The following is a 24,572-nucleotide window of genomic DNA, read 5'->3' on the forward strand; positions in this document are numbered from 1 at the left end:
AATGTTGCGAATTCTGATCACGAATGATGATGGTTATAATGCCGACGGGATTGAATTGCTTTACCGACTGGCATGTAACCTGTCGTCAGATGTGTGGGTGATTGCTCCTGAAAGTGATCAAAGCGGTTGTGGCCATTCGGTAACGCTACAGCGTCCGCTTTATATCACGCAGCATGCTACCCAAAGATTCAGCATTAATGGTACGCCGACCGATTGTGTGATGCTGGCCATTAATGAAATTATGCTCCATAAAAAACCCGACTTAGTCTTGTCTGGTATAAATCGTGGTGCAAATCTAGGTGATGATGTTCTGTATTCTGGTACGGTCTCTGCCGGGTTTGAAGCCATGTTGTCTGGGATTAACTCTATTTGCCTGAGTCAATATTATACGGATACACATCCACTCTCTTGGGATTTTACCCAAGAGCATGGCCTACATGTCCTTCGCCACCTTTTGTTGCCTTCAATGAGTGAACCTTTTTGCCTGAATGTTAATTTTCCAGCCGGTCCATCCAAAGGAATCAAACGAACATCGCTTGGAAAACGAAAAATTGGTGGAAATTTAATCAGCCATTTAGATGAATTTAACCAAAGATGTTTCACAATAGGAAAAAGACGAATCGAAGATAATACGGTTATGGGTACCGATATCCATGCAGTGTATGGCGGATATACGTCTATTACCCCGCTTTGTCTTGGATTGACGGATCATGCTACACTACTAACCCTAACAGCAGAAATGGGAGATTAACAATGCTATTATATAAAACAATTGCTCAGAAAAAGGCAAAAGCAGTGTTAGAGAATAAACCTCCTTATGCATCAGCGCTTATCAGGTTGTTGGCAACCTTTATTGATTTAATTCTCAGCTGCATCATTATTGTTCCCTTGTTTGCCATCTTTAATAAGATGATGTTTGGCGATATGTCCAGTTATGAAATAGCAAATCGCATTGTGACTCATAAGGATCAAATCATCTTTGGGAAATTCATAACCAGTTATATCCTGCAATCCCTATTTTTACTGGCTTTAATTTTTCTTTTTTGGATTTCTAAAAATGCTACACCGGGCAAAACGCTGTTTAAATTAAAAATAGTCGATGCTGAGACGTTGGCGGAACCCTCCAAAAAACAATACGTGATTCGACTCATGGGGTATATGTTGGCAACCCTACCATTGGGGTTGGGGTTTATCTGGATTGTTTTTAGCAGTAAAGGACAGGGGTGGCATGATATCATATCACACACAGTGGTAATTCACGAAAATAAGTTGAAACGCTATTTAGAAACGTGTTGAGAACCACCGGGGAGATATGCTCAATACAATTGAGAAAATTATTCATCAGCGGACGGAGCAGTTCCTATTGGCGCTCGGGGTAGCGATAGCGATCTATTTTCTGCCATTGTTAGATATTCCAGTCAGGTGGCTGGGATTGTTTTTTCATGAATTTAGCCAAGGTATGGTCGCTGTCTTAAGTGGTGGCAAGTTTATGTCGCTTGATTTTGCAAAAGGCAATGTAAAAGCTGTCTTTACGCATCATGATTTATGGATACCGCTGTTTGCTGGCTATATGGGAAATATATTCGGTGGCGTCCTAATTTACTATTCAGCGCAAATAATGTCGCCCAAACTGGGTAATTTTGCTGCGACCATCGCTGCGTTGCTGGTGGGTATCACCATTTTATTCGTTGGTAAATCTGATAATGCTTTGTTGCTTGGAGAATTAGTCTGTTTTGGATTAATTATGATTATCCCGCTGCGCAGAGTTGTGGGCGTACGCATCTTCTATAAAATCATCAGCCTTTCATTGATTATAAGCGTTATGCTGGTGCCGATCGATTCTGTGTTTCTACAGATGGATGTGGATGCACAAAGCCTGAGTGATCTCTTATCTGCGCCAACCCCTGTGTGGTTAATGTGTTGGTTTGCTATGGCGGTGATTACGATGCGGTTTATCTGGATAGATCATTGCATGAACGGGTGGTAAGTGTTTGGCGCCTTTTATTTAACGTCTTTTACTTCGACCTCTGCCAGTAACCCTGTTTCTGGATAAAAAGTGACCGCGCCTAACACATTGTCATTTCTAGAAGTTAAGAGATGAACAGGGATAATTAAGGTACGGGTTCCGCCTTCTTTCATGCCGATCAGGCCTTGTTCAACCCCCTCGTAAATTTGACTGTGCCCTTCAATGATGGTGACGGTGCGTTTAGGCATGACTTCAAGGCCATCAAAATACCAAAGGGTGATATCAAATTCCACCACGCTGCCTTGACGGATGATATTGCCTTTGCCGATGATGTTATCAAAGGTTTTAAGTTCCATTCTTTGGCTTTTGGGATTGGCTGCCATCAGCTTCTTTTGCCGATGCAATTGTTCCATGCGGGCATCAATTTGTGTCTCAACTGATTTCTGCAATGTGGGAGCAAGATAGCGGGCTACCATCCGTTCAACCATCGAATGCCCTTCGCCAGAGGATGTCTCCGGAGCCGAAGAACCTGGTGGAGGCATAGGGATCGGCGAAGATGTAGCGGCTTGTTGCTGTGCGCTGGGCTGTAATGCGGGTTGAGCGTTCTGCGTTTTTAAGATCAAATGATTGTGTTCGGCGGTAACAACGTGAGGTGTTTTAGGGACCTCAGCCGTGGCAGATTGTTCTTGTTCTGCTTTTTTCTTTTTTTTGTCTGCGCTGTTATTGTCGTCTTTAACTGCATTAAAAACAGCATAAACAATAACGGCAATGGTTAGCCAAAAAATAACTCTATTGGGGATCAGTCCTTCCGAAGCATTTTTTTTCATAGGGCCTAAACATTAAATCTAAAATGGAATATATCTCCATCTTGCACGAGATACTCTTTTCCTTCAAGTCTCATTTTACCAGATTCTTTTGCGCCTTGTTCACCCTTGCAGGAAACAAAGTCATGATAGGAGATAGTTTCAGCGCGAATAAAGCCTTTCTCAAAGTCAGTATGGATGGCGCCGGCAGCCTGAGGGGCAACAGCACCTTTGAGAACGGTCCAGGCATGTGCTTCTTTTGGGCCAATGGTAAAGAAGGTATTTAAATTAAGGACAGCATAGCCTTCTCGGATAATCTGGCTTAATCCAGTTTCGCTAAGGCCAAGCGAACTTAGAAATTCTTGTTTTTCTGCTTCATCCTGGAGAGCAGAAATTTCTGCTTCAATTTTGGCAGAAATAATAACAGCGCTGGCTTTCTCGGCAGCGGCCTTTTGCTTTACTTTCTCGCTATGTACGTTACCTGTTTGGACTTCATGTTCGGCAACATTGCAAACATACACCAAAGGTTTTGCCGTAAGGAGTTGAAGTTGTTTGAAATGCTTTACCTGGTTAGGGTCAAGCTTAACAGTCCGGGCAGGTTTGCCTTGTTCAAGCACCTGTTTAACCGCTTCAAGAATCGGAAGGATTTCATTGCTTTCCTTATCGCCTGACTTGGCTTTTTTCTGCAGATTAGGAAGCCTGCGTTCAATGCTATCGAGATCGGCAAAGATTAGTTCTGTTTCCACAATGTCAGCATCGCGCAACGGATCGACGGTTCCTTCAACGTGAGTGACATCACCATCTTCAAAACACCGCAATACCTGGATGATAGCATCGACTTCGCGGATATGACCCAAGAATTGATTCCCCAGCCCTTCCCCTTTACTGGCGCCTTTTACTAGTCCGGCAATATCAACAAATTCCAGTTGGGTTGGGATGATGGCTTTGGATCCAGCAATCGCAGCCAGGGTGGTCAAACGTTCATCTGGTACCGAAACGCGTCCTACATTGGGTTCAATGGTACAAAACGGATAATTGGCAGCTTCTGCCGCTGCGGTACTGGTCAATGCATTAAAGAGAGTAGACTTGCCAACATTTGGCAGACCAACAATACCACAATTAAATCCCATATCGACTCCTTAGGTTAGACGCTTTTGGATTGAGCAACTTTTGACATAAAATGATCATAATCGCCGGTTAAAATCAAAGACATAAACTGGCTAATGTGTTTAATAACATCATCGACTATGCCACGCTCTTCTTTTGAAAAAGAACTAAGGACATAATGGGCGACATCCTGGGCATGACCCGGATGGTCAATGCCAAAACGAATGCGGGTGTAATTGACATCAAGGCAGCTATCAATGCTTTTGAGTCCATTATGCCCGCCATTCCCACCGCCATTTTTTACACGAATTTTTCCACAGGTCAGATCAAGGTCATCATGGACAACGACGAGCTTCTCGGTGGGGATACGAAAAAACTGGCAACAACTGCGTACCGATTGGCCAGAAAGATTCATGAAGGTCAGAGGTTTTAAGAGGTAAACTTTCTGACCCGCAACCATCCCTTCTGAAAATAGCCCCTGAAACTTTTCCTTAAAAGCAGGAAACCCATATTCAGAAGCAACACGATCCATAACCATAAAACCAACATTATGACGTGTTGATTCGTACTGCTTTCCAGGATTTCCTAGGCCAACAATTAACATGAGAATGTTAAAACTAGATTAGAAATCTAGCCCTTTTTCCCAGCAGCCGGTTTTGCAGCAGGAGCTTTTGCAGCAGGAGCTTTAGCAGCCGCTGGTGCGGCAGCTGCAGCACCAGGTGTAGCAGCGTCAGCGCCTGGTTGAGCTTCTGTTTCACTGAGACGGCCAACAATCGTCGCAACCGTAAAATCGCGGTCTTTAATGGTTGGGGTGGCGCCTTGTGGTAATTGAACATGGCTGATATGAACGCTATCACCAATTTCAAGGCCGCTTACATCGATAGTGATAGAATCAGGAATATGCTCAGAATCGCACTCAAACTGTACTTCGTGGCGAACAAGATTAAGGTTACCACCGCGTTTGATACCGGGAGATTTTTCAGCGCCTTTAACAATAACGCGTACGTTCACAGTTACGGTATGGCCTTTTACTAGACGAAGGAAATCCGCATGTAAAGGTGCATCCGTTACTGGGTGAAGTTGAACTTCACGAGGTAAAACGCGAATAGTTTCATTGCCTAATTTCAAATTAACGACTCTAGAATAAAAACCGCCGTTTAAATAAGCTTTGTGAAGCGCAGAAGAATCGATGGCAACATGCATTGGCTCGATGCTTCCGCCATATACAACACCAGGTAACTGATTTTGTCTGCGTAAAGAACGGGCATCACCGGTTCCGGTTCCTTGGCGTAAATTAGCTTGTAATTCGATAGCTTGTGACATACTTGAACTCCTTGTTATCTCTTTATGTGCAATGCACTTCAAATAAACTTGATACAGACTCTTCTTCTGCAACCCGCTTGATGGCTTCGGCCAACAAAGGGGCGATGGTAAGAATACGTATATTGCCAGTGGAAAGGACAGCTTCCGTTGGCTTGATGCTATCGGTAATGACTAATTCTTTAAGTGCTGAGTTAGCAACACGTTCAACAGCTTTACCCGATAACACGCCGTGGGTTACATAAGCAGAAACAGATAACGCCCCTTCTTTCATAAGGGCAGTTGCTGCATTACATAACGTCCCAGCAGAATCAACGATATCATCAACCATGACACAATGTCTGTCGCTAACATCGCCAATAATATTCATCACTTCAGAAACACCAGCGCGCTCCCGACGTTTATCAACAATCGCCAGATCGGCATTCAGATGCCTGGCAATCGCCCGTGCCCGCACTACGCCGCCTACATCAGGAGAGACAACGGTGAGGTTGTCTTGGCTGAAGTGGCTGCAAATATCACGGACAAAAACCGGTGCAGCATACAGGTTATCAACTGGAATGTCAAAGAAGCCCTGGATTTGTCCAGCATGAAGATCGAGTGTCAGAACCCGATTAGCGCCAGCTGAGGTAATTAAATTCGCAACTAATTTTGCAGAAATAGGTGTTCTGGGGCCGGGCTTGCGGTCTTGTCTGGCGTATCCAAAATAGGGGATAACGGCCGTAATACGTTTAGCGGATGCCCGACGCAACGCATCTAACGATACGAGCAATTCCATGATATGGTCATTGGCAGGATAAGAGGTGGGCTGTATAACGAAGACATCGCACCCACGCACATTTTCGTTGATTTCGACAAAGACTTCCTGGTCAGCAAAACGCTTGATGTCAGCACCCGTCAAGGCCGTGCCAAGCTGGGCACAGATATCTTGGGCAAGAGGAATGTTACTACTGCATGACAGGATCTTCATGTCACTTTCCACGAAATGGTTTGATATTAGGGTGTGGCAGCATATCAGGTAAAGGTTTCTTTGTAAATCAGAAATTTAACCCAAAACCAATGAGTCCCGATGCCAAAGCTTAGAAATGATATCGGTAGCCAAGTTCAAGGTTGCTGGCTTCAACAGAATCAATTTTAACCTTGCCACCAATAGTCGGGTATTCGGGGGTGCCTGCATTCAGATAACGATAGCCAAAGAACACGTCTGATTGAGGCATCGATTCTGGGGAATAGGAAAGGCCGGCCATGAACTGGTAGGCAAAGTTTGAATCAGTTGAATCGGTGTTTCCTAAATTATCCTTACGAGGGTAACTGATAAATGCTTCACCAACACCAACACCAACATAAGGGGTGACGATGTAAGGTGTTTTGATATCATACAAAAGATTGCCCATAACGGTATACATAGACAAATCGCCCTTAGGGTCTGAATTGGTAACCAAGCCAGCGGTTACTGAGTCTAGGCCATAACGATACATACCGCCTTCTAACTCAACACGGAAGCGACCAAATGCGCCTTTTGATTCTGCTGTTTGATACCCGATAGCGAAATTACCACCGCTGCTGAACCCATATTTTACATCACCAGATACCACACCTTTCACATCGGAATCGCTTGGCAAGGCAAGATCTGCATTGATGCTTCCATAAAATGATGAAGGTGCAGGGCGCTGAGCTTGCGCGCTGGTAGCGGCCAAAACAGAAATAGCAAACAGACTAGCGATTGTTAAATGTTTCATGGTGATCTCCAGTTTTCAATGAATCAATGCCTTGCAGTATAAGTAGATTTTATGTGGAGGGCAACGAATATTTTAGAAGGGGATGCTCTGCGGTTTTGCGTCAGGAGGGCGAATATAAAGAGGTTCAATCGTAGACGTAGACATCAGGTTGCTTTCCTCACTGGTCTTCAGATAAAACTCAATCGCTTGTGCGACGATGGATGCGTTAAGCAGCATATCACGGATAAGGATGCATGAGGGGTTTAGTATGTAGGGCAATAAAAGATCAATGGCTGAGCCAACAAGGCAGGTATGGGCCTGAATATGTTGCGCAGCTTCTTCATACGAACATAACGCGGGGGACGAAAGCGCTTGGAGGGTGGGGCCAAATCGTTGTGAGTAAACGTGTTGTCGCCGCGCATCCATGACCACCATTATTTCCGTGGGCATAGAAGCAAAAGTCTGACTTTGAATGATCTGTTGTGCTGCCCAGGCCTGCACGAGCAGGCAGCTTATTCCGTGTAAAGGAATGGCTCCAGGTAGGCATAATCCTTTAGCGGCAGCAATGCCAATGCGAACGCCTGTAAAGCTGCCAGGCCCTATGGTTACACCAACCCTTGTGATGGCTGGCCATTCAAGCGCTGCTTTGGTAAGGGTTTTTTCTATTAATGATAATAATCGTTCGGCTTGTCGATTTGCGTCCGTATCGGTGCTTTCTGCAACCACCACTCCCTGGTGCAGGACAGCCACTGAAGCTGAATTTTGACTTGTATCAAAGGCAAGTAAGGGCATAATGTCTATTACCAATAAAAATGTTGCCTCATTCTAGCGTAATGTAACCAATCATCAAAGGGTTTAGTATGGATTTAAAGAATCAGCAATGTGTGCCTTGTCATAAGGGGGAGCCGTCATTATCCCTGGAGCAGATTCAGCATTACCTTAAAAGCGTGCCTGAGTGGATGTGTGATGAAGATAAAATGATTCTCAGCCGTTACTTCACCTTCAAGAATTTTAAGGAAGCGCTGGCCTTCGTCAATAATGTGGGTGATATAGCAGAGGAAGCAAAGCACCATCCTGACATCAGTTTTGGTTGGGGGTATGTAAGGATTGAATTGCAGACACATGCTATATCAGGATTGCATCTTAATGATTTTATCGTAGCACAACGTATTAATGGATTGAGCATATGAATCTGATCGCGATTAAAAAGCCTGAATTTGATATTGAGTTGGATTTGGTGTATGCAACATCCAGCAATTTTACAGGGATGCCTATTTATCGTCGGGCTGATTGTTATTTGCATATAGATGCCGCCGCGGCTTTGCAAAAAGCAATCACATTAGCAAAAGAATTAGGTTATCGGTTAAAAGTGTTTGATGGGTTCAGGCCGCATGAAGCGCAATGGGTTTTATGGAAGCACACGCCTGATCCTAATTTTATTTCAAACCCTGAAACGGGCTCCATGCCCCATTGTAGAGGGGTAGCAGTCGATTTAACCCTGATAGATGCACAGGGAAATGAGTTAGATATGGGAACTGCTTTTGATGCCCTTATTCCGTTGTCGCATCATGGTGTTACTAATATTTCTAAGGAATCCCAGCACAACCGATTTATCTTGTTGGGCATTATGACGGCAGCAGGTTGGGATTTCTATCGCAATGAATGGTGGCATTACCAACTCTTTCAGTCGCGTAGTTATTCCATTATTAAAGACGAAGATGCGCAAACAGGCTTGATGTAGGGCGAGCTTAATTTTTGCTGTGGAGCATGTTTGATTTAACCCCCAAAAGAGCAGTTAGAATGGGGTGAGAGAGTCAGAAATCCTGAATAGACATTATGTTCTAGGTTAAAATGCTTATCTAGAGTTTCCTAACCAGAGCCACTTATCATTTTCATTCATCACTAAGTAATGCATGCCTCCCCCCTCCTTATGGTTGTATAGACCGGTGACATAGGTAACACCTGTGTCACCGGTCTATACAATGGTATGGGAGGAAGCAGCGCTCTATTGACACATCACTATAAATTTATTATATACAATGAGAATTAGTTAATTAGTGTTAGTATAATTAGATAAATAGGAAAAAAAATGAAAGATCAATTAGAGTCACAGTTGTTAGCAGATAAAGCAGCTTTAGAAACCCGTATAAAAGATAGAAATTTTGAATGGGATTTGTCAATAGCCGAGCATTTCATGAATTTGTATGAAAGTGCATTTACCGAAAAAAAAGGCAAAATAGACCCTGAAAATCAGGACTACATTCCATCAGAGACGTTTCCTTCGAGCCTATTAACAACCCAGGATAAAAACAGCGACACCATTATACACTTTATTCTCAATAATTTTAAGATAGATTTTAATGATAAATTTTTTTGGACGTCCGTCTTGCGTCAGCAGCCGCATGAATTAGTTAATGTTATTCTAGATTCAAGAGTGAGTTATGATCATGTGATGTCAAGAAAGCAGTCCTCATGGTTACCTGACAGGAGTTTGCGTTTTTTCTTACATGTGGTTAAAAATGAAAATATTGAAGTGTTAAACCAGCTCTTTGAAACAGAAAATACATTGGATCAAAATATTGGAGACGTTATATTAAAAATGTTGATGGATCCCAGCATCACAAGAAATAAATTATCAGGCCTATCCTATTATACCGGGTTATTATTTAACGTGATGAGGGATGAAGATATTTGCAAAATTACGTTGCTCCAACTGGTTTCATGTGTAAACAATCTCTGTGTTGAAAGAGGAATAAATTTTGATAAAGATGCTTTTGCCCCCATAGCTGCGCAATTAATAAAAGAGGGAAGGCTTGGTCAATTTAGTATGTTGAGTAGGAATCATCTGAATTTATTTAGCAATAAGAGCTTTTCTGAAAAGGCCTTAGAAGAACTAACAGGCACTTTTACTCTTCTTATACCGATCCATCGCAGCGAGATCCTTATGGAAGCCGTTGCTGAATACATGACGCAATTAAATAATTTCCTAAATTCCAATGATGATTTAAAGCAACCGCTCCAAAACGCTTTGGGGTTAATAATAAAAACCTGCAGCGAAAATATAGAATCTCCTTCAAAAGAGAAGCGGCATTTGATACAGAAACTTGAAGAAAGAAATTTCCCTTTAGACAGGTCGATAAGCGTTATAAAAACGGTGGAAGGTGTAGAACAACGGGTAGCAACAACAATTAGAGACTATTTAAATGATCCTACCCAATACCTAAAAAAAGAGGAAAAGGGGTATGTGAGAAAACTCGAACAAGAGAGGAAGAATAAACAAATTTCAAATGTTTTCATTTCGGATAGCCATATAGCGCTATAATGTATGATGATTCTTGAATATGAAAATGGTTCTGCATGTGTTCCATAACGTATTCCTGGAGTTTGATATCCTTGTCGAGTTGCCTTTGACGGCAACTTAGGTCGTCTGCTAGGAGATGCGCCGTCTCCGGCCGATCGCTGAAGCAATCTCGCTTGCTAACAGGTGAGATTGCTTCAGCTGGGATATCTTTGCTTTTTCATCATAACTTAAATGGTTATATCTTTTCATGCGCAACATCTTTTTGATTATCTGTCTTTAACAACAAGCATCATAAGGTGTTGCACTTTATTTTAGAACAGGCCGTTAACACTAATTTCTCCTTTATATAGACTTTGTCATTATTTTAGAAATTATCCTTGATCGAATTGGTTATGTGAGTAATTATCACATCCTGACTTTATCTTCTTCCTAGAGTTGATCCAAACCTGTAAAGTGATGCCCAACAGCGTGCGGTCATGGCTTTCAAATGAAGCCTGCCACTAACTGCGTCAGATTAATGGAGCCGTTTGAATATTTTATGATCAAAGCATTTTTCTTCATTACGCTTGGTATGATAATCTTATACTCGCAGCCCACTTATGCTGCTTCACAAAGCCTTTCTTCCATTGAAAGAGCCTATATCATGGACCAGTTTTCTGAATGCTGGGTACCTCTTCTTGGTATTAAGAAGTCAGAACAACTGTCTATTAAAGTAGAAATTATGCTTGATCGAACTGGTTATGTGAGTAATTATAAAATCCTCACTGAATCTCCACCAGGGGTGGATCCTAAATTATTTAAAGCAGCTCTGGGAAGAGTGATTATGGCACTCGAAAATAAAGCCTGTCGCACGTTACGTCACGTTCCTTCGCAGGAAAAATATGATGGTGATAAAGGTTGGTGGAGAATGGAACTAAACTTTGACTATTCAAAATTCTTTTAATTAAACTATGTTTGAAGGGTTAAAAACCCTTCCGTGTATAAGGTTCCCTGTGTGTTGGTGAGGTTGGTTGTCTGGAGGGTTAAATGGATGTAACCGGCGTACTTCTTACTTCCTTTGGCACACCAAGACTTGCCTGACTGGAACCGGTTACAGATATGCTTGTATTAAGCGGTCCGGCAGGCAGGAATTCAACACGGTATGACGGTATGAAGGATTGTGATGTTACTTTAGCTTCGATAATACGGTCAGTACGGAATGCACGAATATCCTTGGTTGGGTGTTTTAAAGCGTAAATTAGAAGATGACTGTCTACATTTCTTCGCAACGAATATGGCTCTATGATGTACGTGTTACGCTGTCCATCTTCGCGTGTATAGAGTATTTCCACACATAAATGGTTTGCGGCAGCAAAGCGGATCCTATCCAACATGCTAAGTCCCGGTGTACCGCTGCCATAGCGCCAAATATCCAAAGGTGTCGTATCGTGTGTCGTGCCACGCTGTGAAGGGATATCCTGCAACGTCTGAATGACGATTTCTGGATGTTCAAGCCAATTAAAAAATGCCTGCAACTCATCCCAGAATGATTCAAAAGGAGGTAATGCCTGAAGCTGGTGAGCTAACTGGGCTGTCCAACCTGCAAAGCACGCTTCACGGTGTGATTCCAAGTTTGCAAGCGTAGGCATGGAAATGCCTTTGAAGTCACACTTCTTCTGCAATACCCGTCTCACGTCAGTGGCAAGGTTTTTTGATTCCGGCCGTCGGAAAAAATTGATAACGTCATATAAATCGCGAGGGCGTGTCCGTTCTGCCAGTGCCCTGATTTTCTCCGCAAATACCTCTATATACGTATAACATTGGATATGGATTCGATCTCCAGGCAAGTCGGAATAGGTATGGTTAACCAAGTTCATTACAGGCAATTCGGCAACCAACTCGCGTGCCGTTAAGTCCAGCTTTATCCTTGGCATCTGCTTCGGCGATGTCGGTGTAACGGGACCACGGTAAAAAACACGTCCCTGACAGGAATCCGATTTATAGCGGTCAAAAATCATGCGTTCCACAGGCAGCTCAATACCGGACTGTTCATATACCCATGCGCTTATTTCCAAGAAAGCGTCTTCGAGAAAGTTACCTTCCAGGTGTGCCCCGTTTTTTAGGGTAAAATCAAGGTCTTCCGAAAAGCGGTATGTTTCAAAATAGCATTTTTTAAGACAAGTTCCTCCCTTGAATACCCAGGATTGGGCGAGTGCTTCATGCCTGTTAATTCCCGCTAGTATCCAACCGAGTACGTAATCCTTTTCTATCAGTTACCTGTGCCGAAAGGTTGGTATCAGTGGCTATTTGCAAAATTTCTTGTTTAGGTATCATCAGTTGTCATGAAATTGGAGGTGTGTTGGTACAATTAGGCGCCAGTAAGCTATCAGCGTCCCTTCTTTAAGAGAGGGGTCAAAGTGTGCTGTGCCTTTTGTTAAATGTTCATGGCATTGCTTTGTGATAGCTTCATTTTCCCCGATAATTTGAGAAGACAAAAAGCCGAGACGTTTAAAGACTGCGCCATTATTCATTTTGATGGCATAAGACATCAATTGCTCTGGATTGTAATGCGAGCTTTTCACATATTCCCGGAAGCAATCGATAATGTGCTGTATCCCACCGCCTAGCTGCGGTGTATGCAGCATATCCAATATGGTTTTATGAGGGTCAGAAACCTGAATCTTTTTATCTTTCTTCCATACGGTTTTTGTGCCGAAACTCATGGATTGCGGTATGTGGGTTAGCATAAAAGGGATATTGTGGATTTCCTGTTTTTTATGAACAACCTGTTTTTCGGTTAGAACACAAATATCCCGGAATAATTGCTCGGTTAGATCCCAATGTTCGGCAGCAGACCAGCCTCCTATATAGCATGGGGAAAATAATTCAGGTATAATAATCAGAGGCTCTTCAAATGCTTGTTTCGTGTCGGAAGCTTCGATAGGCACTACGGCATACAGGCCACGACGGATGCGTGTCAACCACCCTTGTTTTGTCCAGCGGGCAAGGGTTTTTGCCATTTCAATACTGGAAGTACCAAGCACGGAAGCACCGGAGCGGACAGTAAATACTTCCCCCGCTTCACGTATTAACACCCCTAATTGTTCTTTTGGTCGCCTCATAATATAATCCTAACATATATAGTTCATCATTTCAATGAACTATATATGTTATATTGTGTGCCAACCCAGCAAGAGATTACAGTATAAAATTAGAAGTTCATTAAAATGATGAACTTCTAATTTCATACTGTGTGAATGATTTGATCTTCGGTGTAACGCTTTTTCATAGTCTGCTCCTTTTAGGTTAAAGTTAACAGACTCTACTTTTTTGTGGACCAATTTTGGGGGAGCACGTCACTCCAAATTTCTCTTCTTCAAAATAGCAGAGTCCATAAACCCCTTCAAAAATGATTTCATGGTTCTCATTAATATCATTTTCTGTCCTTTCAATTTTAAAAATAAGTCGATGGTTTGCCATTTCCCATTTTAAGTCAACTATTGAATCAGCCCAGAAAGGATTTAATAAATCTTGTATTGTTTTTTCCATGAATTATCCAATTATTTTCCCAATTATATGTACAACATTTGAAACATTATGATCATTAATTTCAATATGTGTTACTGCCTTATTGTCATTTAGTCGCCCAGTTATATCATACGCCCCTTTACCGCTTTTAGAGATACTGAACATTTGCTAATTTCTTCTACAGAAAAGTCGGAAATTGACGTGGAGAATATCAGCAATCTCCTGAATTATTCATCTAATACAATCAATTAATAAGTTTCAGTTTTTTAAAGGACAAAAAGCTATCATCATTTAGGTATTTGATTTGCACGTGCTTACCCTGCCGCCTGGAAAAAAGCGCCTATGTGTTACATTACGATTATCAATAATCCATTCATATACCCCGATCGTGCTATTTAGATTTCATATATTATTTAGTTTTCTCTTGTGTTCTTCATTTTCTCTAAATCACTATTCATTTTGCAAAAAAACAAAACCATACGCTTCTGATTGCTCCCTCAGCAATGTGCTTTTCGACGGCTCAGTATGTAGAATAATTTGAAATCGTAATGTTTCTCTTGCCTGCCAGTACTCATCAATGCACTTTAGAATATCAAGAAAAATAACTAAATCTTTTGGAAATTGAGTGAGGATATAATCAGCATTGGTGATTAGAAGTTTATAGTCTATATCTGGATTGATAAAAAAATCACATAAGCATTCTTCATATGCATCCCAATTCCAGCCAAAATAAGTACCAAACTGCAATGCTGCCGCAAATTCTTGAAATACCCGTTCTTTTGTTTCGCATCGATTATTGCTGGCTCTGATAATTTTAACAACCCTATTATTGGCACCCTTTTCCCAGTCTTTAATGGATTGTTCAAGTATATCTTGAGCGGTGGCGATAAGAATGTGCCTGTTCTTGTTGTTTAGCATTATGTCCCTCTTGATTATTAAAGGCTGTGCTTTAATTAATGGTAAGATATTGTATTGATGTAATTGTTGCGGTTATTATTTTATATATCTGTATATTTCTTCAAGATTAATATCAGAATTTCTTAGTCTTTTTATATATCTTTCATAAGCATCAGGATGTATCTGTGCAATCATTCCAATATCTTTCCGCGCACTCACAATATCCTGTAAAGAATAAATAAACTCCTTAAGGTCATCGTCATTCTTTGAAAAGATATCTCCAAAACCAGCCATATTAATAATATATTTTTCATATTTTCCTACTTTAAAAGTTTTTAGTGTCTGATGAAAAGCAATTTTATCAAATTTAAAATCTTCATTAAATTGAAGCGCAGCAGCCCATTCATGCATTAATGAAAACCATGAATCACATTGATGCATATCAGCTCGCACCACTCGATAGAAATGTTTTTGGCTTTCCCAATTTTTTCTAAAATATACCTCCAACGTAGCTTGATGATTAGGAACCAATACTAATTTCCCTAAAACATGATTTTCTATCTCTTTGAAATTTGTATCAGGCATATGCTTTCTCATTTTAATTTTATAAATGTTCCATAATGGTCTGGAGTATACCATCCTTGTCCCGTTTTTTTGTCGATAATTATACGATGCGTTCCTCTGTTTTTCGCAGAAGGGTCATTCGGTATATCTATTTCAATATACACACCATCTTTCGGTAATTCTCCACCTCTATTTTTATAGAAGGTATCTTTAAGATCATGAATGTCAATTTCATCATATATTTCTTGGGCCTCTTCATAGCCTTTTTCTATTTGATCATTTATGCCTTCAATATTCTCTGCAGGAATATCAACACCAAAGTCATCAGAAACTTTTTTCTTTCCTGAATTATCCCAATAATCCTCTAAAATATCTTCATCATTTCCGCCGTTGACAGAATCTTCATTCCCAGAATTGGTCCCACCACTATTTTGTCCTTTATCGCTTCCTGAAGGTTTCTTCACCGGTGCTTCATTCCAGATAGCCGCAATTGCCTCCGACATACTCCCGCCCGCGTAGAGTATTGCTTCGCCCTTGCCATATAATTCAGAAGCGGTGGGTGCTTTTTTATAGGTAATGCATTCGCTACATTCTAATTGAGCTTCAAGAATTCCTGTAAACACAAGAATGGTCATTGCCATCAGTTGGGTTTTTGGGCTTGCTGTGCAATTTGGGCCAGCATATGCATTGCTAATGAAGAAATCCATGATGCTGGATTGCGAAATGGAGCAGCCATTTGCTATGATTTGGTTGGCTTCTGCAATTAAATCAGCGGCCTCTTTGTCGGTCATTTTTCCTGAAAGGACTAAATCATTCTTAATCGTGGATAAGCTTTTTTCATAAGGCGTTTTACCTCCATTCGTTAGAACAGTTCCAAGTTTATCCGCAATCGCAGCTGCGTTTTTCTTGACGCTGCCGATATCATCGACTAATTGGCCCCAATTATTCACATCCGTATAATCGATCTTAATTGGGTCAATGATCACTACCTTTGTGATTTCCTGAGCTTTTTCAGGATCACGGTTCAGCCCATCTAAAGCTGGTGCATCTGGGGAAAGCGTGGTTCCTGCCACCGTAATTGTCCCCAGACCAATCGTTGCATGAGTTGTTTGTTCGATATTATGGGCTGTATAATCGCCGTGATAGGTCTCGCCGTAATTGGAATCGCCAGATTTAGGCTGTTTATCCTTGCCAAAGGAAGTAATGCCGCTGATGCCAGCGCCGCCCGATTTCATGACATCATGGTCGAAAAGGTCAGAGAAAATCAGTGAGCCTGTGGTGAGTGTGAGGTCATTGCTGTGGGAATTGATTAAGGCACCAATGATATTGGTTTGCTGGCCGATATTCATGGTCAAGGTGCGATCAGTAACGAGGCTGGTTTGATTGCCTACCCAGGCTTTATCCGTGTAGCCGCCATGGATACTGGTGCCATTTAATTTGCCGTTCATGAAATCAACGGATGCCGATCCATCACCTGATTGTTCAGTGTCCTGCAGTGAGGCAATGGTTAAATTTCCGGCCACATTGACGGCGGCAGTGTTGCTGTGAATATTGGCGCCTTTGATGGTGGCGTCATGGCCTACATCAATCTGCAGGTGGTTGCCGGCAGAAAGGGTGGCATTGGTGTAGGAGGTGGATATATAATTGCTGAATGAACCTCCCAAACCAAAACTATCGGAGCTTTGCGGTGAAAATGGCGAGTTCCAGCCAGCGATATTGACATGGCCTGCATTTGTACCCCCGCCGCCGACAAAATTATTTTGCCCTTCAAGACCGATATTAGTGCTAAAGGAAGCGCCGATGCTGTTTGCTTCGCTGTGATTTTGTGCAGCGGTGATGGTGAGATCGTGACCTACGGCTAAGGTCATATCATTTCCGGCGCTAAGGTGAGCGCCTATGATCGTGGTGTCATTACCTGATGCCATCGTGAGGTTGTGACCGGCAGTAATGCTTGATACATAAGCGGTTTGGTCGTGGGAATCGCTGGCTGAATAGGAGGCATTGGCAGAAAACCCAACACCTGCTGTTGCCATTCCATTGGCGAAATCGGCAAGCGATTTGGTGCCCTGTAAGGTGCCGGCAATGTTAGAGGTAAATTCGCCTAACTGACCGAATCCCACAATACCTTCATGCATGGCAAAACCATCATTGATTAATTGCTCTTTACCGTCTAATCCAAAATCACCTCCCATCAGGTCTTTGATGCCGCTAAGAGAGGCTTTGGGATTGAGAGAGCCTAATTTGGAAATATTATTGATGGCAGTGATGGCTTCGCTGACTTGCGAGCTAATACCATAGGTGACCATAAGCGAAGCTGCGAAATGCTGCTCATCGTGATCACTTGCGTCATTATCCGCTAGAATATTAAGGTTATGGCCTGCTATGAAGTTGGCATCATTACCAGCAAATACTTGGCTGCCAACTAAGCTGATATCATGGGTAGCATTGATGTTGACGTTATGTCCAGCTTCAAGAATAGACGGAACGGCACTGATGGCATGATCTTCAACATGATCATACGCTCCTGTTAAACCCCAGCCTACACCAATAAAGGTGGGTGATAATGTGCTGCTCCAGCCAAGTTTAACGGACAGGTCTTTGGTTTGCTGGTCATTCACATTATGACCGGCTAAAATGGTGACGTTTGAATTGGCGTTGGTGTAGGTGCCGTTTTCGGTGGTTAAGGTGCCAGCGGTTAGTGTGATATCATTGACAGCATGAATTTCACTAGCGACAATCCCTATATCCCCTAAAGCCTGGCCGGTGAAACTGCCACCGACACTTAAATAGGTTGGTACTTCCGACATGGTGATGCCGTCATATTGATGGTTGGTGTATTTGCCGTGTAATCCCGCTGCCCAGCCCAGCGGGTTTCCTGTCAGCGTTGTGGCGACTAAACCGGCAAAAGGACTGTACGATAATTTGCCACTTTGCGACTGTGTTGCTTCCATCGATAGATCTTGACCTGATAACAGGAGCAAATCACTGTTACTATTAATATGGTCATTACCGTTGCTGTCGGTTACTAATCCAGCCACCATCGATGCATCACCATCCACAATAATATTGCTGGCAATAATGGCGGTGTCGCCAAGGGAGTGCGTGGTTAAATTACCGCCTACATATAAGGTGGAACTGGCCTGGGTTTCGTTAAGGGTTGCTTCTTTTTTTCCTTTAAAAGAAAGGGCAGGAACGGAGCTTGCTGCCAAGGCTACACCAGCAGGACCTCCCATTATAGCTCCTGCCACCACGCCGCCGAGGATATTCATCGGGCTGCTAAGGCCAATTTTCTTCTTCTGGAAAGCATAGCTGTGGGAATACACATCCGTAGCAGATGAAATAGTCAGGTCGGCGTTTTGGTTCTCATGTATGGTACCGGAGCTATCGGTATAAAGGCCGGTTTGAATGGCAGCATCGCCGCCAACAAAAACATCACTGGCGATGATAGAAGTATTACCGCCCGATATTAATGTTAAATCGCCGCTTGTATCTAAATAGGAACCCGCCTGGTTAACCCAGATATCATTGGTTTTGCTTTTTGAAGAAGAAAGGAAGCCTTTTTTACTGGTTTGAAAATTTAAATACCCCGATTCCTGTTCAGGAAGGATGTTTATATCATTGGCTGCCAGAATGGCAGTATTGCCGCCAACTAATACATTGCTGCCAATGATGGAAACATCATGGCTGTTTTTATAAACAAGGCTGTCATTGCTGCCTTGTTCCGGCGTATTGATGTAGAGATTTTCTCCAACCAGTAAATTAGCCGCAACATTTTCAGTTGAAAAGATTTGTTTTAGATATTTCTTATGACCGGAGTTTATATTTAATTCGGAATAATTAGCATCAAGGACTGAGGTGATCGTGGTATCATGGGCGGCATCAATGGCAGCGCTCCCGCCTACATCTAAGGTACTGCCGGATACCGTAAAATCATGTCCTGCTTTAACGATGGCATTGCCATTTGCAGTGATATCACTTCCCACATTTACCAGCTTGTCTTCTATCCATAATCCTCCTTTCTGGGCAGCACCCGTCAGCTCATTACTCACCTGTGCCGTTTCCAACGTGATATCATTCCCCGCAAGCAACTGCAGATCGCCTTCTGCATGAAGTAACGAGCCTACCTGGTGAATGTTCGACGCAGCGTTCAGCAACACGCTGCCGCCGGAGGTGATGTTGCCTTGGTTGGCTAGGTAGCCAAGGGTGTTGTTGCCGATGGTGGTGTTGACTACGCTTGCTTTATTAAGGATGCTGCCGTTTGTGCTCGTGAGGTTAATCAATGAGCCACCGGAGATTTTGCCGCCGAGGTTGCTTAAATTGCTCCCAGATGTTAATTGGGTCGCGTGGCCACTGCTGATAATGGCGCCGGAAGGTTCGATGCCAGCCAAACTATTAGCGCTTAGGTAAAGGGTAGGAACCCAAACGATCTGATTATTGACGACTTGCTGCACGGGCCAGATAATATCGGAATGCAGTGCTGCCAGCTGTTCACTGCTTAAGGCAACGCCGGGGACTAATTCTAAATCGACCATGGCTGCAGCGGCATTATCCATTAGATACTGCATCTGCTGGGTGCTGTTGGTGATGGTCGAAGCGATAAACCGTTTGCCGAGTTTATCCATAATGACTTTTTCAATGAGGCTTGTTTCATAAAACGGATCACCCAGCAACGTGATCATATGGTCGGGGTTGAAACCAATCAGGTTAAGCAAATATTCCGAACCTAAATACGCATCGACATTGATGTAATCCACATTGGTTTCAATGGCGTAATTAAAACCCGGGCTTCCGCCGCTTGCTTCTAAACCCAGTGTTAGAGGTGGGCCATCAAAATTATGGACGAAAGCGCCTTCAACCTGATCTTCCAATCGCCCTACCTGGGAGAGTGTCCCCAGCTCGCCGTTTAGGACAAATAATCCCGTTTGTCCCTGAGGGGTTTGGATATAATGATACATATCCGTTTGGGAGGTGCCGGGAACATTCAAGGTGGCGTTATTATAAGAAGTCAGGCCTACTTGCGGATAATAATCAGGCAAGGCGGTGTTTTGGACTATCGATACATTATCAATCGCCCCGCTAAACGTGCCGGTGATACTTCCCCCTGCGGTAATGAGTGAGGGGATATGCTGATAAATGCCGGTATCAAGGTCGACCTGGGAACCGGGTGATCCCATAGAAGGGAGATTAAGGCGGAAATAACCTTCATTTTCGGGGTGATAGCCTAAACAGGGACCGGTCCAGTTGCAAGTCAGCCTGTCTGTTTTGGATAAATCATATCCCTGATTTACCAGCGTGGTTCCGGTTAAAGCGAGATTACCGCCACTGGCGATGGTGCTAGCATCATTTAAGAGGGATGTAGCATCAATCGCCATATTCCCGCCGGCACTGATGATTGATTGGCCGGTATCCGTCGTTGCGGTTTCTTGAATATGGCTCATCGTGACGCCATAGGTGGAAGAAGTGGAAAGATTATTTACATATTGAGTAAAGAATGATTCGGTAAGATTTGGATCCCAATAATTTAAAGGAAGCACTGCTGTAACGAAATAACCATCGCTCCATACGCCTGCACTGCCGACATCGTTATAAACCTGCGAAAGCATCTGGGTAGAAGTCCAGTCATCATACGGAACTCCATTGATATAGAGCAGGATTGTTTCTTCTGGATGTGCTTCTTTATAGGCCAGGTTTTCTGCGGTATAGAGACGTTTTTGGGCATCGACCAAATAATCCTGCAATGAAAAGGGCTGCAGGGGGTCGGTGATGGTTACTGTGCTGAATGTTAAGGCTTTTCTTTGATTAACCAATGAATCGGTCTGAATAGAAACATCGCCATTATAGGATTGAATCGTTCCCGAGAGATTATGAACCTGTTGGACATGGCCTCCTGCTGCATTGCTGATGATAATCGAACCATCCAGTGCCGCTAATGTGCCTTGATCATTCAGCAACTGATTTTCAACCAATAGATTCAAATTCTGGCTGGCAAAGACCAGGCTGGTGTTGGTGATGTTATCCGTCGTTATGGTTATCGAACCGCCTGAACTAATCTGACCGTTATTGGTGAAGTTTAATGCCGTGAAGGAACTATCGAGCAAACTGCTGATACGGCCCTGGTTTATAAGGTCTGAACTGGTGCTGACGGCGAGGGGGCCGCCGGTCGTCATAAGTGCATCAAGGCCGTTGGTGATGGTGCTGCCTGAGGTAAGATTCAAGCCGTTGGCACTGCTGATTTCGCCATAATTGGTAATGGCGCCGGTGGCTAAAAGATCCATTGTGTCGTTAGACAGAAGCGAAGCAAGCGACTGGTTTTCAATGTAGCCGGATGCATTAAAAACCACCGATCCTTCTGATTGCAGCGAGCCACTATTGATAATATTATGGGCGGTGATGTCAACCGTTCCCGACGATTGCACGTCACCGGTGATGGTGTAATCATCATTCACCGTCAAATCAATATTGCCTAAGGCTAAAATACTGCCGCCTTGATTGTTAATATCCTGATTGGCTAAAATGGAAACCAACCCATTACCATTGCTGCCATACGATTGCACCGTGCCGTTTTCATTTTCAAAGATGGTATCATTGATGATATGGACAAGCCCTCCGGCTTCCATTAATCCATTGCGGTTATCCAGATTCTGGATATTGATATCAACGCCTGTTGACGTGATTCCCTGCTGGTTATTAAAATGATTGGCGCTCACCACAAACGAGCCGCCAACAACCATCGTACCGCTGCTATTATCGATGGCATTGGCATCGATATGCAGGTTATGGGCGATGCTGATGGTGCCGGCATTGTTGGTTATGGTTCCATCGATGGTGAATTGTGAAGCTTGAACGCTCCTTTGTTCTGGCTGTAGAAGTGCAGAAGCAATGATCGTTCCTTGGTTGTTATTCACGTGATGAGCGGTGAGGGTTAAAAACCCTTCCGTGTATAAGGTTCCCTGTGTGTTGGTGAGGTTGGTTGTCTGGAGGGTTAAATCGCCAAGGCTTCCTAGCAGGCCATTTTGAGCATTGATCAGATCGATGGCGCTTACAGTGAGTAAGTTGCTTGCAATGACAGCGCCGGTATTATGCAGTGACTGGCTTTGCAGTATGATGCTTTGTTCGCTTTGGATCGTACCGCTGTTGGTCGCTGTGCCGTGAATGGTGAGTTCCATGCCATCCAGGGTGTATAATGTACCGCTTTGGTTTAGCGTATCGGCTTCTATAATGAATAATCCGCTGGAAACCAGCGTTGCGCTATTGTCTATTTCACCTTGGGAGAGGAGTGTAAGGCTGGAATTGCTGTGAATGACACCTTCATGTTGATTGGTGAGGCCCGTCGATGCGGTAAGCGTTGTGGCACCAAGTGAAGCCCATTCACCTCCATCATTGAGGATCGATGAAGCATTGGCATTGAGGTCGCGTTCGCTATAAAATAAGCCACTGGCGTTGCTGATATTCTGTGCTGTCAGTAAGAGGTGTGAACCTGCCTGTACGCTTCCTCCCTGATTTAAAAGGGTGTTGGCACCGATATCGGTTTGACCCAGCGATAACAAACTGCCAATCAGGGTGACATCACCGCTTGCGGTAATGGCCAATGATCCTAAGGTTTGCACGTGCCCGCGATTAAGGAATGAGGTACCGCTCATCTGCACATCGCCATTGGCTGCCATATAGCCATCCAAGCTATTGGTGATGTCGGTAGCTTCGAGATTCAAACTGCTGTGTGCGGATAATTCGCCGTTATTCACCAGCGCTCCGCCAGCATGAATGGCTGTTTGATGCTCAGAGGTGATAACTCCCAGATTGTTTTGCCAGTTGCCACTCACATTCATGGTCAAGTCATTGACGGCAAGCAGGGTGCTATTGCTTAAGGCAAAATCAGCAGCGTTTAATAGGAGGTCATTCTGAGAAACCAGAACGCTGTCAATCACATGAGTAGCAAGTCCTGACTGGAGTATAAAAGTACCGGCAGCCAGTGTGCTGGTATCAAAACCCAGATTCGTGCCAGCGTTGATATCCATTACCTGTTCGTGGCCGCTGCTGCTCACATGCGAAAATAATACACTCCCTCCCGCATGGAGGGCAACCTGGTTTGCCATTAAGAAGGCAAAGCTCTCTCCTGCCTGCGATCCATCCATCATTGCATCATTTTCGGTATCAATCGTTACATTGCCATTTTCGGCATAGAGATATTGGCCCGATACATTCACAGGCCCTTTCGCGTGCAGGGCAATCGATTTTCCGGCATAAGCGCCTGTCTGTTGAGTGATGCCACCATTTTGCGATGTGATGTGGATATCATTAGCCGCCTGCGCGGTTCCATAGGTAATGGTACCATCGGCATTGATGGTTACATCATTGCTGGTCGCTACCATTTCACCCAGGCTGTTAACTCCCACACCAGATTCTGTGCTTTTTAAGGTAATTTTGCCGGCATACATCGAACCTAATTGTGAGGCATCAATCGCTACCACTGGTTTTAATGCGTCACTGGCACTCTCTGCTGCCAGGGGCGTTACGCTTCCTGTGGCGTAATCATACTGGTTTTGTCCCGCGGTAATGTTCAATGATTTTCCACCCCAAATGGTCGCATTAATTTCTGCTGCACGCGAAATAATATCCACTGAGTCGGTCGTGGAGACATCCATTCCTGCACCACCGACAGTAATGGTTCCTTTTTCAACGTTAATCGATGTGATCGTACCGTTAGCATCAAAAGTAGGCTTACCGGTTGTAAGCACCACTTTAGGCGTGTTGATAAAACCGCAGCCATTGCAGCTGATGCCATTGGGGTTGGCAACGATATATTCGGCTTTTTTGCCAAATATTTCAGTATAGCCTTCCTGGTTGGTCGGGTTGGTTCCCGTTACTTCATTGAGAATAATCCTTGCTTCTTGGCCAGAATGCAGATTGGGATTAGCAAGCACAACCCCGCCAATAGTGGAAACCCCATTGCTGGCGCTGTTATTGATAATGACCCCTTCTTGTCCCACTTGAAAATCAGTCAGTGCATTGTGCGATACCCCGCCAGCGCTCACCGGTGCAATATTTTCAACGGGCGTATGATTAGCAGATTCGGCAACAACTGGTCTATTATTGGCAGCTGCATTTTGATCCGGCGTGATGATTGTTTGCGCATGAGCAGCCATTGGCTGGAATAATTGAAGAGCTACCAGCCAGTAAATCAGTAATCGTCGTGACAAAAAAACAAATATCCCAGCCATTTAGAAGATAATCCTAATCTTAAAATATATATCCACACCATTTCGCCTTACTTGATAGCATTGGATTTTTTGTTTTACAAGATGTTTTTGCATATTAGAGTTGAAATTTTAAATTATATTGCTACTATCGCGGTATATAAAATGAAAGAAAATTGTGGTGCGTTGTTTATG

The 24,572-nt window shown here is 43.4% G+C and carries 20 protein-coding genes; 7 read left to right on the forward strand and 13 right to left on the reverse strand.

From position 1 onward, the window contains the following. Window position 1 precedes the first annotated feature (1 nt). From surE to IPP74_06305, 3 genes are read left to right on the forward strand one after another with little or no spacing between them, the layout of a single operon-like run. Complete coding sequence (surE, locus tag IPP74_06295) at window positions 2-751, forward strand: 5'/3'-nucleotidase SurE (GenBank protein ID MBL0318881.1); 750 nt, start codon at window positions 2-4, stop codon at window positions 749-751. A 2-nt stretch (window positions 752-753) separates the two neighbouring features. Next, window positions 754-1,296 carry an RDD family protein gene (locus tag IPP74_06300; protein MBL0318882.1) on the forward strand — a complete coding sequence of 181 codons (543 nt, stop codon included), beginning with the start codon at window positions 754-756 and terminating at the stop codon, window positions 1,294-1,296. A 16-nt stretch (window positions 1,297-1,312) separates the two neighbouring features. Then, window positions 1,313-1,987, forward strand: a complete 675-nt coding sequence (locus IPP74_06305) for a M50 family metallopeptidase (GenBank protein ID MBL0318883.1) — start codon at window positions 1,313-1,315, stop codon at window positions 1,985-1,987. Between the two features lie 14 nt (window positions 1,988-2,001). Here IPP74_06305 and IPP74_06310 read toward each other — a convergent pair whose 3' ends face one another. The 7 genes from IPP74_06310 to tsaB all read right to left on the reverse strand — a co-directional run bounded on the left by IPP74_06310 (window position 2,002) and on the right by tsaB (window position 7,706). Continuing rightward, the gene (locus tag IPP74_06310; protein ID MBL0318884.1) at window positions 2,002-2,793 is read right to left on the reverse strand and encodes an FKBP-type peptidyl-prolyl cis-trans isomerase; all 792 of its coding nucleotides are present in this window, start codon (window positions 2,791-2,793) and stop codon (window positions 2,002-2,004) included. Window positions 2,794-2,798: 5 nt separating this feature from the next. Further along, a complete protein-coding gene (gene ychF / locus IPP74_06315; protein MBL0318885.1) occupies window positions 2,799-3,899 on the reverse strand; it encodes a redox-regulated ATPase YchF in 1,101 nt (366 codons plus the stop codon). 14 nt (window positions 3,900-3,913) lie between these two features. Next, window positions 3,914-4,480: an aminoacyl-tRNA hydrolase gene (locus IPP74_06320; GenBank protein ID MBL0318886.1), complete on the reverse strand. Its 567-nt coding sequence runs from the start codon at window positions 4,478-4,480 to the stop codon at window positions 3,914-3,916. A gap of 26 nt (window positions 4,481-4,506) precedes the next feature. Further along, window positions 4,507-5,199: a 50S ribosomal protein L25/general stress protein Ctc gene (locus tag IPP74_06325; GenBank protein ID MBL0318887.1), complete on the reverse strand. Its 693-nt coding sequence runs from the start codon at window positions 5,197-5,199 to the stop codon at window positions 4,507-4,509. A 22-nt stretch (window positions 5,200-5,221) separates the two neighbouring features. Next, on the reverse strand, window positions 5,222-6,166 hold the full coding sequence (locus IPP74_06330) for a ribose-phosphate pyrophosphokinase (protein MBL0318888.1): 945 nt from the start codon (window positions 6,164-6,166) through the stop codon (window positions 5,222-5,224). 109 nt (window positions 6,167-6,275) lie between these two features. Next, window positions 6,276-6,935 carry a porin family protein gene (locus IPP74_06335; GenBank protein ID MBL0318889.1) on the reverse strand — a complete coding sequence of 220 codons (660 nt, stop codon included), beginning with the start codon at window positions 6,933-6,935 and terminating at the stop codon, window positions 6,276-6,278. Window positions 6,936-7,007: 72 nt separating this feature from the next. Then, a complete protein-coding gene (gene tsaB / locus IPP74_06340) occupies window positions 7,008-7,706 on the reverse strand; it encodes a tRNA (adenosine(37)-N6)-threonylcarbamoyltransferase complex dimerization subunit type 1 TsaB (protein ID MBL0318890.1) in 699 nt (232 codons plus the stop codon). Between the two features lie 68 nt (window positions 7,707-7,774). Between tsaB and IPP74_06345 the strand changes: the two genes are divergently transcribed. The 4 genes from IPP74_06345 to IPP74_06360 all read left to right on the forward strand — a co-directional run bounded on the left by IPP74_06345 (window position 7,775) and on the right by IPP74_06360 (window position 11,158). Continuing rightward, entirely contained in the window at window positions 7,775-8,104 is a 330-nt protein-coding gene (locus IPP74_06345; GenBank protein ID MBL0318891.1) for a 4a-hydroxytetrahydrobiopterin dehydratase, read from the forward strand. Then, window positions 8,101-8,655 (forward strand): D-alanyl-D-alanine dipeptidase, encoded by a 555-nt coding sequence (gene ddpX, locus IPP74_06350; protein ID MBL0318892.1) that lies wholly within the window; start codon window positions 8,101-8,103, stop codon window positions 8,653-8,655. The genes IPP74_06345 and ddpX overlap by 4 nt, the downstream gene beginning before the upstream one ends. Before the next feature lie 348 nt (window positions 8,656-9,003). Continuing rightward, window positions 9,004-10,236 carry a hypothetical protein gene (locus IPP74_06355; GenBank protein ID MBL0318893.1) on the forward strand — a complete coding sequence of 411 codons (1,233 nt, stop codon included), beginning with the start codon at window positions 9,004-9,006 and terminating at the stop codon, window positions 10,234-10,236. 517 nt (window positions 10,237-10,753) lie between these two features. Continuing rightward, a complete protein-coding gene (locus IPP74_06360) occupies window positions 10,754-11,158 on the forward strand; it encodes a hypothetical protein (GenBank protein MBL0318894.1) in 405 nt (134 codons plus the stop codon). 79 nt (window positions 11,159-11,237) lie between these two features. On the opposite strand, the gene IPP74_06365 is transcribed toward IPP74_06360, so the two are convergent. The 6 genes from IPP74_06365 to IPP74_06390 all read right to left on the reverse strand — a co-directional run bounded on the left by IPP74_06365 (window position 11,238) and on the right by IPP74_06390 (window position 24,401). Next, window positions 11,238-12,269 carry a nucleotidyl transferase AbiEii/AbiGii toxin family protein gene (locus tag IPP74_06365; protein MBL0318895.1) on the reverse strand — a complete coding sequence of 344 codons (1,032 nt, stop codon included), beginning with the start codon at window positions 12,267-12,269 and terminating at the stop codon, window positions 11,238-11,240. A gap of 258 nt (window positions 12,270-12,527) precedes the next feature. Continuing rightward, a complete protein-coding gene (locus tag IPP74_06370; protein MBL0318896.1) occupies window positions 12,528-13,316 on the reverse strand; it encodes a type IV toxin-antitoxin system AbiEi family antitoxin domain-containing protein in 789 nt (262 codons plus the stop codon). Between the two features lie 190 nt (window positions 13,317-13,506). After that, the gene (locus IPP74_06375; protein MBL0318897.1) at window positions 13,507-13,743 is read right to left on the reverse strand and encodes a hypothetical protein; all 237 of its coding nucleotides are present in this window, start codon (window positions 13,741-13,743) and stop codon (window positions 13,507-13,509) included. Window positions 13,744-14,172: 429 nt separating this feature from the next. Beyond that, entirely contained in the window at window positions 14,173-14,640 is a 468-nt protein-coding gene (locus IPP74_06380) for a barstar family protein (protein ID MBL0318898.1), read from the reverse strand. A 75-nt stretch (window positions 14,641-14,715) separates the two neighbouring features. Beyond that, a complete protein-coding gene (locus IPP74_06385; GenBank protein MBL0318899.1) occupies window positions 14,716-15,204 on the reverse strand; it encodes a hypothetical protein in 489 nt (162 codons plus the stop codon). 8 nt (window positions 15,205-15,212) lie between these two features. Beyond that, window positions 15,213-24,401, reverse strand: coding sequence for a hemagglutinin repeat-containing protein (locus IPP74_06390; GenBank protein ID MBL0318900.1), 9,189 nt, complete (start codon window positions 24,399-24,401; stop codon window positions 15,213-15,215). Between the last annotated feature and the right edge of the window lie 171 nt (window positions 24,402-24,572).

It is taken from the genome of Alphaproteobacteria bacterium (genome assembly GCA_016722515.1).
In the GTDB taxonomy this organism is placed as follows: domain Bacteria; phylum Pseudomonadota; class Alphaproteobacteria; order Rickettsiales; family JADKJE01; genus JADKJE01.

Bases quoted from the DNA above. Each gene is read 5' to 3' on its own strand.
- IPP74_06355 (MBL0318893.1), top strand. From the start codon at position 9,004: ATGAAAGATCAATTAGAGTCACAGTTGTTAGCAGATAAAGCAGCTTTA.
- IPP74_06360 (MBL0318894.1), top strand. From the start codon at position 10,754: ATGATCAAAGCATTTTTCTTCATTACGCTTGGTATGATAATCTTATAC.
- IPP74_06385 (MBL0318899.1), bottom strand. From the start codon at position 15,204: ATGCCTGATACAAATTTCAAAGAGATAGAAAATCATGTTTTAGGGAAA.
- IPP74_06335 (MBL0318889.1), bottom strand. From the start codon at position 6,935: ATGAAACATTTAACAATCGCTAGTCTGTTTGCTATTTCTGTTTTGGCC.
- tsaB (MBL0318890.1), bottom strand. From the start codon at position 7,706: ATGCCCTTACTTGCCTTTGATACAAGTCAAAATTCAGCTTCAGTGGCT.
- IPP74_06310 (MBL0318884.1), bottom strand. From the start codon at position 2,793: ATGAAAAAAAATGCTTCGGAAGGACTGATCCCCAATAGAGTTATTTTT.
- IPP74_06300 (MBL0318882.1), top strand. From the start codon at position 754: ATGCTATTATATAAAACAATTGCTCAGAAAAAGGCAAAAGCAGTGTTA.
- ychF (MBL0318885.1), bottom strand. From the start codon at position 3,899: ATGGGATTTAATTGTGGTATTGTTGGTCTGCCAAATGTTGGCAAGTCT.
- IPP74_06375 (MBL0318897.1), bottom strand. From the start codon at position 13,743: ATGGAAAAAACAATACAAGATTTATTAAATCCTTTCTGGGCTGATTCA.
- IPP74_06330 (MBL0318888.1), bottom strand. From the start codon at position 6,166: ATGAAGATCCTGTCATGCAGTAGTAACATTCCTCTTGCCCAAGATATC.
- IPP74_06345 (MBL0318891.1), top strand. From the start codon at position 7,775: ATGGATTTAAAGAATCAGCAATGTGTGCCTTGTCATAAGGGGGAGCCG.
- IPP74_06380 (MBL0318898.1), bottom strand. From the start codon at position 14,640: ATGCTAAACAACAAGAACAGGCACATTCTTATCGCCACCGCTCAAGAT.
- IPP74_06305 (MBL0318883.1), top strand. From the start codon at position 1,313: ATGCTCAATACAATTGAGAAAATTATTCATCAGCGGACGGAGCAGTTC.
- IPP74_06320 (MBL0318886.1), bottom strand. From the start codon at position 4,480: ATGTTAATTGTTGGCCTAGGAAATCCTGGAAAGCAGTACGAATCAACA.
- surE (MBL0318881.1), top strand. From the start codon at position 2: ATGTTGCGAATTCTGATCACGAATGATGATGGTTATAATGCCGACGGG.
- IPP74_06325 (MBL0318887.1), bottom strand. From the start codon at position 5,199: ATGTCACAAGCTATCGAATTACAAGCTAATTTACGCCAAGGAACCGGA.
- ddpX (MBL0318892.1), top strand. From the start codon at position 8,101: ATGAATCTGATCGCGATTAAAAAGCCTGAATTTGATATTGAGTTGGAT.
- IPP74_06370 (MBL0318896.1), bottom strand. From the start codon at position 13,316: ATGAGGCGACCAAAAGAACAATTAGGGGTGTTAATACGTGAAGCGGGG.
- IPP74_06390 (MBL0318900.1), bottom strand. From the start codon at position 24,401: ATGGCTGGGATATTTGTTTTTTTGTCACGACGATTACTGATTTACTGG.